Below are 12,806 nucleotides of genomic sequence, written 5' to 3' on the forward strand. Positions count from 1 at the left end.
CAAATCTTTTGCTCTTTTTTTTGGTGTACAAACTACAGAACCCCTTATATTAGCATCATGACAAAAAAAACAATATCATTTTCACATCAAGCTAGGTATTGTACCTTTGGAGAGTTATCTAATCAAACAGAAAATATTTGGATAATTTTTCACGGATATGGACAATTAGCTGAATATTTTATAAAAAAATTTGAAAAATTAAATACGAATAAAAACTATATAATTGCTCCTCAAGGACTTTCAACAGCTTATTTAGAAAGTTTTACAGGACGAGTAGGTGCAAATTGGATGACCAAGCACGACAGAGAGTTAGATATTGAGAATAACCTGCATTATTTAGAAACTTTAATCAAAACTGAACTAGCTGAAATCTCTATTACTGACAAAAAAATTATTGTTTTAGGATTTTCACAGGGAGCAGCTACGGCAAGTCGTTGGATTGCTCATACAAATTATAAAGTCTATAATTTTCTAGTTTGGGGAGGAATGATAGCTCACGATATAGATTCTATTTTTTATAAAAAAATGCATGATAAAATAACACTTTTTTATGGAGATAAAGATGAGTTTATAAGTGAGGAGGGCTTAAAAACAAGCCTTATGAAATTAGAAAAGTTAGGTATCAGTCCAAAATTAATTCCTTATAAAGGCTCTCATAAAATTTATACAGAAGTATTGAATGATTTTATTGAAAACTCTTTACCTTAGTTTTTAGTTAATTAAATTATAGAGAAAGTCATTACCCATTTTTTAAACTAAAATTTTATACTAAATATGACAAAAGCAAGCCCTACAAACTTTACAGAAGAAGATTTTGAACAACAAAAAAATCCTATTGTTACACCTAATTCTCAAATTGAAGTAGAGGAACAGGTAGAAAAATCTCAATTCTATAAAACAGCAAGTAAAAAAGCCATTAAAGTAATTGCAAGCAGAAATAAAATGTTTGCTTTGCTAAATAAAGCCTACAATCATTTTAATAATAAAGAAAATGACCGACCGATGAGTCAAGAGGTAAAGGAAAAATTCAAAACTCTTTTACGTTTGATTCGTGCGCTTTATAAGAAAGAATATAAAGATTTTCCTTGGGGTTCACTTGTCAAAGCTACGGCAACTATTATTTATTTGGTTTCACCTTTAGATTTAATTCCTGATTTTATTCCTTTTGTTGGAATGATGGATGACTTTGCTCTAATTTCTTGGACAATAGGTTCTTTGAGTGATGACATTAGAGACTTTGAAAACTGGGAAGAAGCACAGTTAATTGCTCAACAGACTACTTAATAAATAATAGACCAGAGTAGATTTAACTTATTATTTTAATTTCTTGATGTTATAGCTAATGGTTTCCAAACTGTTAGCTATTTTTAATTTTGAGTAGTTTTACAAAAAATAATAAAACTATTGCTTTCAATCAAACGTTAGTTTAATTGATAAGAACTGTATTATCAATTCAAATTATAAAAAAACGATAGTTATATATAAAACTTTATGGAACGCAAATCACAAGACAATATTCCCACTAGCAAAGTACAACGAGCTGCAAAATTTGCCAAAACAGGTGTAAAATTGGGTGCAAATTATGTAAAACACTATGCCAAAAAAACAATAAATCCAAACCTTAGCCGTCAAGAATTAGATGATGCAAATGCTAGTGATGTCTATGAAACATTGAGCGAACTAAAAGGAAGTGCTTTGAAGGTCGCACAAATGATGTCTATGAGCGAAGGAATGCTACCAAATGCATATAGTGAAAAATTCAAAATGGCTCAATATACTGCACCTCCTTTGTCATTTCCATTAGTTGTCAAAACGTTTAGGCAATATTTGGGTAAAAGTCCAAATGATATTTTTGATGATTTTACAAAAGATGCCATCAATGCAGCGTCTATTGGACAAGTTCATAAAGCAAAAATTGGAGATAAAACTTTTGCTGTCAAAATTCAATATCCAGGGGTAGCTGAAAGTATAGATTCTGATTTGAGAATGGTAAAACCGTTTGCAATGCAGATTTTGGGACTTAGTGAGCGTGATTTGGAGATTTATATGAAAGAAGTAGGTGATATGTTAAAGTCTGAAACCAATTATAACTTAGAATTAGAACGTTCTCAAAAACTAGCAAAACTAACTCAAGAAGCTGTTCCAAATGCTATTTTTCCAGAATATTATCCAGAATATTCTTCAGAAAGAATTCTGACAATGGACTTTTTGGAAGGAATGCACTTAAAAGAGTTTTTGGCTACCAATCCGTCGCAAGAAATCAAAAATAAAGTTGCTCAAACGCTGTGGGATTTTTATGATTATCAAATGCATATTTTGAAGGAAGTACACGCAGACCCACACCCTGGTAATTTCTTAATGAAAGAAGATGGAAGAGTTGGTTTTATTGATTTTGGTGCAGTAAAAGTAATCCCAGAAGAATATTATTTACAGCATTTTAGTATAATGGAAAAAAATATATTAGAAGATGATGCTCAATTAGAAACTGCCTTTGAAGGATTAGGATTTTTGATGGACGATGATACACCACAACAAAGAGCGTTTTTTAAAGGTGTTTTTAAAGAATTATTATCGCTTTCTATGAAACCTTTTCATAGTGATACATTTTATTTTGGAGATAAAAAATACTTTAATGATTTGAATGAGTTTGGTGAGCGTCTTTCCAAGATGCCAGAACTTCGCAACTCAAAACAAGCAAGAGGGTCGCAGCATTCACTTTATTTGAACCGAACCTATTTTGGTTTGTACTTCTTATTACACGAACTCAATGCTACTGTAAATACAGATTCCTATTGGTATAAAAACAAAAAAGCGTAATACTACCATTTATTAGATAAACTTCAAACCTATCAGATTCTTTTGAAATTTGATAGGTTTTGTTTTGTCCCCAAATTAACAGAACCTAAAAACTGGTTTATCTAATTTTTTATTGCATTCTGCTAGTTTTTTTTTATCTTTCCTAGATAAGAACAAAACCAATATCACAATACAGGAAAACTGTCTTTTTAGCAGGCACTAAAAAAATTTATGTCATATTTATTTCAATTTTCTAGTAAAAATAATTTATCATTTCTTCGTATAGTAGTCTTTCTTATTTTCCTTATTTCTCAAAATACGGTTTCTGTTCTCTATGCACAAGAAACTATTTTGGATTGGCGTTTTGATAAACTGACTTCTCAAGATGGATTATCTCAAAACACAGTTACTTCCATGTTACAAGATAATCTTGGTTTTGTTTGGATAGGAACTCAAAACGGACTTAATCGATATGATGCTAGTAATTTTAAGACCTACAAAGTAGAACAAAACAAAAATTCAATTCCTGATAATCATATTACTTTCCTGCTACAAACCGAAGATAATTTTATTTGGATAGGAACTCAAGATGGTGGACTTTCTAAGCTCAATACCATCACAGAACAATTTGAAACCTTTGCTCACGACCCACAAAACCCTCTTAGCCTTAGTGCTGGGGCTGTTACTTCTATTCTAAAAGATTCTAAAAACAGACTTTGGGTAGGCACTTCTATTGGAGGACTGAATCTTTTTAATCCTCAAACCAAAACCTTTGACCATTATAGAAATGACGAGCGCAATCAAAATTCATTAGCTCAAAATCATATTACAGATATACTAGAAGATAATCAAAAACGTCTTTGGATAGCAACTGCTGAAGGTGGTTTAGACCGTTTTGAGGAAAACGAAAATAAGTTTGTGCATTTCAGACCTAGTATTTATGGAAGTAGCTCAAGCGCACCAAGTAGTGAACAGATTGTAGGGTTAGAAATAATCAAAAAACAAGATTCTGAAAGCAGACAATTAACTAATAAATTGTGGATTGCTACTCGGGATGGAGGTATTAATAGTTTAGATTTGGATACCGAGATTTTTACAGTTTTGGAAGCACAAGAACAAAAGACAATAGATAAAACAGGAAAACCAACTACAAAAAATCTTTTTTCGGGTAAAATAATTACTACTTTTGAGAGTTTTGGAGATGAGATTTTTATAGGTACACAAGAAGATGGTATTTTGATTATCAATACTTCAAACAATCAAATAAAACGCCTTGAATCTAATCCTTCATTGCGTTATTCACTCAGCAACAATCATATTACAAGTATTTTTAAAGACAATCAAAATAGTCTTTGGATAGGAACTCTTGCCGAAGGAATTAATAAATTTAATCCTATCAAAAATAAATTTGCTCACTTTAGAGAAGAAGCCGACAAACCCAAAAGTCTTCCTGATAGCAGAATTACAAGTATCTTTAAAGCCCAAAATGATAACCTTTGGATAGGAACAGCGAGTGGAGGAATTACTCTCTTAACACCTAAAAATCAAAAAGAAAGAATTTTCAAGACCTATCAACACCGAGAAAAAGATGAAACGACTATTGCAAGTGATAAAGTTTCGGTTGTTTATGAAGATAGACAAAATCAAATTTGGGTAGGAACATCAGAAGGTTTGGAACTTTTCAATGATAAAAAACAGACTTTCGAACAGGTTTTGCTTTATAATGAAAAACTAACCAATCCAAAGAAAACATCAGTAAAAGAGATTTATCAAGATACAAAAAATAATTATTGGATAGGCTTGTATCAACAAGGTCTTTTACAATTATTACCCTCTGGAGAAACACAGCTTTTCAAAAATGAAACCTACAATGATTTTAGTTTAAGTAATAATTATGTCAGAGTAATTTTTGAGGATAGAATAGGAAACCTTTGGATAGGAACAGAAGATGGACTAAATCTATACGATAACAGCCCAAATAGTGAAAAATTTGTGCGTTATATGCACCAAATTGAAAATGAAAATAGTATCAGTAATGATGAAATTCTGTCTATTACAGAAGATGATGATGGAAATATTTGGATAGGAACAGCCAATGGACTAAATAAATTTGATGTAAAAAAGGGGCTTTTTACAGTTTTTACAGAAAAAGATGGTTTACCAAACAATATAATTCATGGAGTTGTTTGTGATATACAAAACCGTATTTGGGTTACTACTAGCCAAGGAGTAGCAGAAATTGACCCTTATTCAAAAACGATTCGTTCGTATGATATGTCGGATGGATTACAGAGCAACGAATTTATTTCAGGTTCGGTTTTTCAAGAAAAAATTATTGATAAACAGACAGGAGAAGAAAAACAAGGTTTCATTTATTTTGGTGGAATAAATGGCTTTAACCGTTTCAACCCTGATAGTTTGAGTTATAATACAGATGTTCCAAAACTTGTTTTTACGCAATTTTCACTTTTTAATAAAGCAATTTCTCCCTCTGATAAAAATTCATATTTAGAAAAAGCAATTCCTTACACCAATGAAATTACATTGCCTTATGATGCAAATGTTTTTTCTATTGACTTTTCTGTTTTGGATTTTATTGCACCCCATAAAACTAGATATTCGTATTACTTAGAAGGATTTGATAAAGAATGGCATTTTACTGACCGAAATTTTGTTACTTATACCAACCTAACTTCGGGTAGTTATGTCTTGAAAGTAAAAGGCTCAAATAGTGATGGAATTTGGAATGATACAGGAATTGAGATAAAAATCATCGTAACACCTCCTTTTTGGCGTGCATGGTGGTTTATTACGCTTAGTGTTTTTCTGTTTTTAGTGATTACAATAGGTGGATATAATGTAAGAACCTACCAAATTCAAGAACAAAAACGTCGTTTGGAGTACCAAGTAGAAGAACGAACAAATGAACTAGCTGAAAAAACATGGGAGTTAGAAAGTCAGACCAAGCAGTTGGCTAATCAAAATTCTCTTTTAGAAAAACAGTCAAAAGAAATTCAAGTCGCTTATGATAATGTAAATATTCTGAGTGAAGTAGGACAAAAAATTACTTCTACGTTGGATATGCGCCAAATGATAGAAACTGTTTATCAAAATGTGAGTGGACTGATGCCTGTTGATAGATTTGGAATTGGAGTTTTTAATGAAGAATCACAGCGTTTGGAATTTCCATTTTTTGTAGAAGGAGAAACTTATTTTCCATTTCATACCAAGTCTTTGAGAGACAAAAAACGTCTTTCTGTTCTTTGTTATGAAAGTCAGAAAGAAATTGTTATTCAAGATTTTGAAAAAGAAAATAAAAACTACACCAATGAGCATGCCAGTAAAGGAATAGAAATGGAACTTGGCAAAACACCAAAATCAGCAGCTTATTTTCCATTAAGTGTAGAACAACATGCTATCGGAATTCTGACAGTTCAGAGTTTTGAAAAAAATGCGTATTCTAGTCAGCACCTTACTATTTTGCGTTCATTAGCTGCTTATACTTCTATTGCTTTGGATAATGCACGAGCTTACAAAACCATTGAAACCAACAATAGAAATATTACAGATTCTATTCGTTACGCACTCACTATTCAACAGGCAATGTTGCCAGAAAAAGAGCTTCTCAACTCACTTTTTGACTCTCATTTTGTAATCTTCAAACCTCTTTCTATGGTTTCGGGAGATTTTTATTGGGTAAGTAAAATAGAAACTGAAATTGATGGAATAATTCAGACACGTACCTATGCAGCCATCATTGATTGTACAGGACACGGCGTACCAGGGGGATTTATGTCCGTTATTGGTAAAACTCTTTTAGATGAAATTGTACAGACACATCAAATAAAAGAACCTGCCAAAATATTGGAGTTGTTAGATAAAAATACTCGTGCCGTTTTGAAACAAGACCAAACTTCTAATGATGACGGAATGGATGTTGCACTTTTTTGTATGGAAGAAGAGGAAGAAAACAAATTCAAAATTACTTTTTCAGGTGCAAAACGACCTTTGTATTTTATTGAAAAATCAGATAAATCTCCAAAAATAAAAACGATAAAAGGCGACCGTCGTTCGATTGGTGGACGCACAAGAAACAACCCAATTCCATTTACAGATAATGAAATTATTTTAGGAAAAGGTTCATTGATTTATCTCACGACAGATGGTTTTGCAGACCAACCTAACCCAGAACGTAAAAAAATTGGTTCTTTAGACCTGCGAAATTTCATAGAAAAAAATGCTCCAAAAATAATGTCCAAACAGCGTACTGAATTACTTAACCTTTTGAAAGAACATCAACAAGAGAGCGCACAAGTAGATGATATTAGCTTGATAGGGATTAAGATTTAATTTTTATCTAGTCTTTAGCTTCATTTTTAGCTTTACCTTCAATTTCCTTTTCTGCGTCTTCGGTTTCTTTGTCTTCTGCTTTTTGTGGTTCATTGATTATTTTTTCTTCAGCTTCTTTTTCTTCTTCATCTTGTGTTTCCAAATCATTTGAGGTATTTTTTTGCCAAACTCTATGTCTTCTAATTGCTATTTTTCGTGCTTTTTCTATACTGACATTAATTTCAAAGCCAAACAAAATCACTAAAGAAATTACAAAAAGCCAAAACATAAACCCAATAAAAGTACCAATAGAACCATACAGACGGTTATAAGTATTAAAATAACTGATATAAGAAGAAAAACCAACTGAAACCAATACACAAGAAAGTGAAGCCAAAACAGCTCCCACACCATAGGTGCGCCAAGGAATTTTGAGGGCAGGTGCAAAACGGTACAACATCGAAAGAGTGAGAAGAATAATCAAAAAGGCAACAATATATCGTAGAATCTGAATACTATAATACAGTCCATCTTGACTCATTAGGTCATGAAAAATCAAAAAATTGAGTAAAGATTCTCCTACAATAATAAGTACAATCGTCAATAATAAAAGAACTGTAAAAATAAGTGTAAGACTAAGAGCTGTAATTCTTTTATGAATAAAATTTCTTTTATCAATAATTCGTTGAGAACGACTAAAAGCATCCATAAAACCAATCGTTCCACTTGTCGCAGCAAAAAGAGCAGCCACAAAACCAAAAGACAAAAGTCCTCCACGCTGTTTGCTAACTACATCATAAATTGTCGTATCTATAAAAGCATAAATTCCATTAGGCACAATGGCATTGAGTTCTGTAAAAATACGTTCTTCCAAATCTGGAATTTGTAGATAAGGAATAAGTGTAAACAAGAAAATCACAAATGGAAAAATAGCTAAGGTAAGATTAAAAGCAATTCCACTTGCACGGTCTGGAACGGCATCTTTTTGTATTTTGGAAAAAAAAATTCCCAAAATTAAGTATAAATTAAACTCTGGATTTTTTCTAAAATAAATATTTTCCAAAAAACGCTCAAAACCTTCTATTCGTTTATGGTTACGAATGTTGTGAGAAGTTTTTTTGAGTCGTTCCTGTATTTTTTTACGCATAAATTCAAGTTGGTTTAGCTAGGCGAAGGTAGCTAATAAAGTCTGCTTGTGTGTATAATTTATTCAACTGATAAAAAAAACAAATAGTTTTTACATTCAATTTAAACAAAAATCTAGTTAGAAAACCAATTATTCAAATAATTAATTATTTTTCTACACCCAAAACATGTATTTTCAATATTTTATTGTTACATTTTTACAAAAAATAATAAGCTAACTTAAAGATAGAGATAGATTTAACGTTCAGACTTGTCATTTTTCAATTAAGAGATTACCTTTGTCTTATTGGACTTATTATATCGAAGTTATTTAAGAATTAGTTTGCATGTATTTGTTGGTGTCGCTACGCTAAAACACCAACAAAGGCTATGTTTATCTTTCCTTAGAAATGGGGTTGCAAACCCACTTCTAAGGAAGAATGAACATTCTTAAACAACTTCATCAAAAAATAACAAGAAATAATAAGTTTGCAACTTTACTCAGATTCATTCCCAAAAACACATTTTATTCATGGCTCAAATTCAGCATATTCACGCACGTCAAATTTTAGATTCAAGAGGAAATCCAACTATTGAAGTAGATTTACACACTTCGAAAGGAAATATGGGACGTGCTGCCGTTCCTTCTGGGGCATCGACAGGAAAACACGAAGCCGTCGAACTTAGAGATAATGATGCAACTGCATTTTTAGGAAAAGGCGTTTTACAAGCTGTAAAACATGTAAATGAAATTATTGCACCTGAGCTAATTGGTTTTTCAGTTTTTGACCAGAATATCGTCGACAAATTGATGATTGAAATTGATGGTACACCAAATAAATCAAAGGTAGGCGCAAATGCGATGCTTGGTATTTCGCTTGCACTTTCAAAGGCTGCTGCAAAAGAGGCAAATCTTCCTTTGTATCGTTATATTGGTGGTGTAAATGCAAATACACTTCCTGTACCGATGATGAATATTTTGAATGGAGGTTCGCATGCTGACAATGCTATTGATTTTCAAGAATTTATGATTATGCCTGTTGGCGCAGAACGTTTTTCAGATTCATTGAGAATGGGAACAGAAATTTTCCATCATTTAAAAACAGTTTTGAAGGAAAATGGACTTTCTACTAATGTAGGCGATGAAGGTGGTTTTGCTCCAAATCTTCGCTCAAATGTAGAAGCGATTGAAGTCGTTTTGCAAGCGATTGAAGCAGCAGGATACAAAGCTGGAAAAGATGTTTTTATTGCTCTTGATGCTGCAAGTTCTGAATTTTATGATGCAAAAGAACAAGTTTATCACTTCCATAAATCAACTGGCGACAAACTTACTTCTGAGCAAATGGCTGAATATTGGGCTGATTGGTGCAAGCAATATCCTATTTTATCTATCGAAGACGGAATGGATGAAGACGATTGGAATGGATGGCAAAAACTTACACAACTTGTTGGCGATAGAGTTCAATTAGTAGGTGATGACCTTTTTGTAACAAATGTAAAGAGATTACAAGAAGGAATTGAAAAGCAAGTTGCAAATTCAGTTTTGATAAAAGTAAATCAAATTGGAACGCTTACAGAAACAATAAATACTGTAAATCTTGCTCATAGGAACGAATATAAAACAGTTATGTCGCACAGAAGTGGCGAAACAGAAGATAATACCATTGCAGATTTGGCAGTAGCTCTTAATACTGGACAAATCAAAACAGGGTCGGCTTCTCGCTCTGACCGTATGGCAAAATACAACCAACTTCTTAGAATTGAGGAAGAGTTAGGCGAAGCTGCTTATTTCCCTGGACTGGATTTCTAAGAAATTATATCATATTGGTAGGTTAAAGGCTTGCTTTTGACTGTATTAGGATTTTTACCATACTACTAGACATTTTCAAATAAATAGGTCAGTCCCAGAGGGCAGACCGTCTATATAAAACTAAAAACAAGTAAAATTGACTATAAACAGTCTGCTCTACGAGGCTGACCTATACAGTAATTAGTAAAATGTCTAGTAGTATGGATTTTTACAAAAAAATCACTTTACAAAACTCAAAGGCAAGCCTTTGCCCTACTAATTTCAAATTTTGCTATTTCTTATTCAAAATACTTTTTAGTCGTTTTGTAATAAAATAGGGCGAATTTGGATCTAACTTATTTTGAATTCTTTTAAAAAAAGAAGGTTTTCCAAACTGTTTTTTTAGTGTCTTTTCTACTTCTTTTCTTCCTTCATTTTCAATAGTGATTGGAATTGTTTTTAATTCTAAAAAATCAATTACAGGACTATTAAAAAATAAATCTTCTTCGCTACAATGTGTTCCCGTTACATCAAAACCAATATTTTTTGATAATGAATATTTAGGAAACAAAAAACAGCCTTTTTCTAAAAACATTGTTGCCATCAAAAAAACAGCCCATGAATCTATTTTTTGTTCTCGTTGTGCTTCCAATATTTGATAATAATAATAACTACCAAAATTATATTCTTTTGCAGTAATTGATTTTTCTTCAAACTTTCTAAATATACTTTCTATATCAAAATTTATTTTATTCCAAGTTGTTTTCCATGTAGCCCAACCCCAAGAAGAATTAATAGGTAAAAAAAAAGTTTCTTGATTTATACTGGTTTCATTTTCCAATGGATAGGCATAAGCTGAAATTCCCCAAACTTTATCTTCCTTTTCATATTTTTCTAAGGCTTCATTCATATACTTTAAAAAACCTTTTTGTGGAACAATATCATCTTCCAAAACAATTACTTTTTCATATTTATTAATCTGTTCTGTAATTCCCTCTTTTACTGATTTAGCTAATCCTTTATTTGATTCAGATTCGTAAATTTCAATACTCAAAAAATGAGTCTCTTTTTGTGCTTTAAACTCTCTCAAAATGGTTCTGGTCTGTTCAATTTCTTCTTTATCCTTTGAAGAAGAATTTGTTTTTGCTCCGTCTGAATAAATAATAAGAGGAGTATCTTTTGACTTTTGACACAAGGACAAAGCCTCCAAAACTTGCTTAGTATGATTGGAACGCTTATAAACAAATAAAATAACAGGAGAAAGCATCATAAGAAGAATTAAAAATTACGGATTACGGATTACGGATTACGGAATTAACGCATTGATTATCAATACCTTTAAGTTAATATTCAATTTTCATTCAACAGAAAAAATCCTTTACAAATCTAATTTATAAAGGATTTTTGAGAAAATACTATTTATTTTACTTTTACACAGACAGGAAGTCTGTGATACAATTATAATTAATAATAATTATTAAGCATAACTGGCATAACAAGCATTAAAATATCTTCGCCTTCTGCTGGTTCGTGTGGATATAATAAGGCTGCACGATTTGGCTCAGAAAATTCGAAATGAACTGTATCACAATTTAGGTTAGATAACATTTCCATTAAGAATTTGCCATTAAAACCAATTTCTAAACTTTCGCCATCATAATCACAAGGCAAGTTTTCTTTTGCTTCGTTTGAGAAATCAACGTCTTCTGCCGAAATAAGCAAATTATTGTTTTCTAATTTGAAACGAATTTGTTGAGATGTTTTATTTGCATAGATAGAAATACGTTTCAACGAACCCAAAAGCTGCTGACGGTCAATATTTAAGTTTTTGTCGTTACTTGTCGGAATTACATTTTCATAATCTGGAAAACGCTCATCAATCAAACGACTTACCATTTTGATATTGGCAAAACTAAAAAATACATTTGTATCATTAAACTCTAACTGAATTTCTTGAGGAGAAGAAGGCAACGCATTTTTTAATTGCTCAAATGCTTTCCCTGGAATAATAATCGAAGAATTGCTATTTCCTTCTGTTCCTTCATAACGATAACGTACCAAACGGTGTGAATCTGTTGCTACAAAATTTGTTTTTCCATCAGTTAGATTCACAAAAATGCCATTCATTGCAGGTTTCATTTCGTCCGAACTAACAGCAAAAAGAGCATACGCAATAGCACTGGAAATAACATCTGATGAAAACATTAAATTTGTCGTATTTTTTGGCTCAGCAGGACGAGGAAAATCTCCAGCATCTTCTCCAGCCAATGTATAACGACCATTATCTGATAAAATTTCGATACCGTGAGATTCTGTATCAATCGTAAAAGTGATAGGTTGCTCTGGCAAATTGCGAAGTGTATCCAAAAGCATACGAGCAGGAACAGCTACATTTGCTTTTTCATCTGTTTCAACAGCCGTTTCCAAAGTCATTGCATTTTGTAAATCGGAAGCCGTTACACGCAAAAGACCATCACTAATCTCAAATAAAAAATTTTCTAAAATGGGAATAACAGGATTGCTAGGAACAAGTCCTTTAAGCGAATTGAGTTGTTTGAGCAGCGCAGCCGACGAAACAATAAACTTCATATCGTATATATTAAATGGTAAATTATTTTTTTTTGTAGGACTACAAAGATAAAAATTTGTAGTGCCTTAACATAACCTTTGAGAAAATTTCTTTGACTTTTTTTATGGAAATTTTAAAAAGGTTAGATAAGTGATAATTTGCTTATAGAAAATAAAAAATTGATTTTCTATAATAAAT

Annotated in this window: 8 protein-coding genes; 5 read left to right on the plus strand and 3 right to left on the minus strand. The window is 31.8% G+C overall.

Features of this window, described 5'->3' with window-relative positions; genetic code table 11:
• The first annotated feature begins 57 nt into the window (after positions 1-57).
• The 4 genes from ACE193_RS06505 (at position 58) to ACE193_RS06520 (ending at position 7,146) form a co-directional block, all read left to right on the plus strand.
• Entirely contained in the window at positions 58-708 is a 651-nt protein-coding gene (locus ACE193_RS06505) for an alpha/beta hydrolase (RefSeq protein ID WP_375562198.1), read from the plus strand.
• Positions 709-774: 66 nt separating this feature from the next.
• On the plus strand, positions 775-1,284 hold the full coding sequence (locus ACE193_RS06510; protein ID WP_375562199.1) for a YkvA family protein: 510 nt from the start codon (positions 775-777) through the stop codon (positions 1,282-1,284).
• Between the two features lie 207 nt (positions 1,285-1,491).
• The gene (locus ACE193_RS06515; protein WP_375562200.1) at positions 1,492-2,817 is read left to right on the plus strand and encodes an ABC1 kinase family protein; all 1,326 of its coding nucleotides are present in this window, start codon (positions 1,492-1,494) and stop codon (positions 2,815-2,817) included.
• A 210-nt stretch (positions 2,818-3,027) separates the two neighbouring features.
• Positions 3,028-7,146, plus strand: coding sequence for a two-component regulator propeller domain-containing protein (locus ACE193_RS06520; protein ID WP_375562201.1), 4,119 nt, complete (start codon positions 3,028-3,030; stop codon positions 7,144-7,146).
• Between the two features lie 7 nt (positions 7,147-7,153).
• Here ACE193_RS06520 and ACE193_RS06525 read toward each other — a convergent pair whose 3' ends face one another.
• Positions 7,154-8,272, minus strand: coding sequence for a YihY/virulence factor BrkB family protein (locus tag ACE193_RS06525; protein ID WP_375562202.1), 1,119 nt, complete (start codon positions 8,270-8,272; stop codon positions 7,154-7,156).
• A 510-nt stretch (positions 8,273-8,782) separates the two neighbouring features.
• Between ACE193_RS06525 and eno the strand changes: the two genes are divergently transcribed.
• On the plus strand, positions 8,783-10,060 hold the full coding sequence (gene eno / locus ACE193_RS06530) for a phosphopyruvate hydratase (RefSeq protein WP_375562203.1): 1,278 nt from the start codon (positions 8,783-8,785) through the stop codon (positions 10,058-10,060).
• A 271-nt stretch (positions 10,061-10,331) separates the two neighbouring features.
• Here eno and ACE193_RS06535 read toward each other — a convergent pair whose 3' ends face one another.
• Both ACE193_RS06535 and dnaN read right to left on the minus strand, forming a co-directional pair.
• Positions 10,332-11,309 (minus strand): glycosyltransferase family 2 protein, encoded by a 978-nt coding sequence (locus ACE193_RS06535; protein ID WP_375562204.1) that lies wholly within the window; start codon positions 11,307-11,309, stop codon positions 10,332-10,334.
• A 194-nt stretch (positions 11,310-11,503) separates the two neighbouring features.
• Positions 11,504-12,628, minus strand: coding sequence for a DNA polymerase III subunit beta (dnaN, locus tag ACE193_RS06540; protein ID WP_375562205.1), 1,125 nt, complete (start codon positions 12,626-12,628; stop codon positions 11,504-11,506).
• Positions 12,629-12,806 lie beyond the last annotated feature (178 nt).

It is taken from the genome of Bernardetia aquimarina (genome assembly GCF_042180575.1).
In the GTDB taxonomy this organism is placed as follows: domain Bacteria; phylum Bacteroidota; class Bacteroidia; order Cytophagales; family Bernardetiaceae; genus Bernardetia.

What these genes read in the sequence shown, in the direction of transcription:
- ACE193_RS06505 (WP_375562198.1), top strand. Translation starts at nt 58, where the DNA reads ATGACAAAAAAAACAATATCATTTTCACATCAAGCTAGGTATTGTACC.
- ACE193_RS06510 (WP_375562199.1), top strand. Translation starts at nt 775, where the DNA reads ATGACAAAAGCAAGCCCTACAAACTTTACAGAAGAAGATTTTGAACAA.
- ACE193_RS06515 (WP_375562200.1), top strand. Translation starts at nt 1,492, where the DNA reads ATGGAACGCAAATCACAAGACAATATTCCCACTAGCAAAGTACAACGA.
- ACE193_RS06520 (WP_375562201.1), top strand. Translation starts at nt 3,028, where the DNA reads ATGTCATATTTATTTCAATTTTCTAGTAAAAATAATTTATCATTTCTT.
- ACE193_RS06525 (WP_375562202.1), bottom strand. Translation starts at nt 8,272, where the DNA reads ATGCGTAAAAAAATACAGGAACGACTCAAAAAAACTTCTCACAACATT.
- eno (WP_375562203.1), top strand. Translation starts at nt 8,783, where the DNA reads ATGGCTCAAATTCAGCATATTCACGCACGTCAAATTTTAGATTCAAGA.
- ACE193_RS06535 (WP_375562204.1), bottom strand. Translation starts at nt 11,309, where the DNA reads ATGATGCTTTCTCCTGTTATTTTATTTGTTTATAAGCGTTCCAATCAT.
- dnaN (WP_375562205.1), bottom strand. Translation starts at nt 12,628, where the DNA reads ATGAAGTTTATTGTTTCGTCGGCTGCGCTGCTCAAACAACTCAATTCG.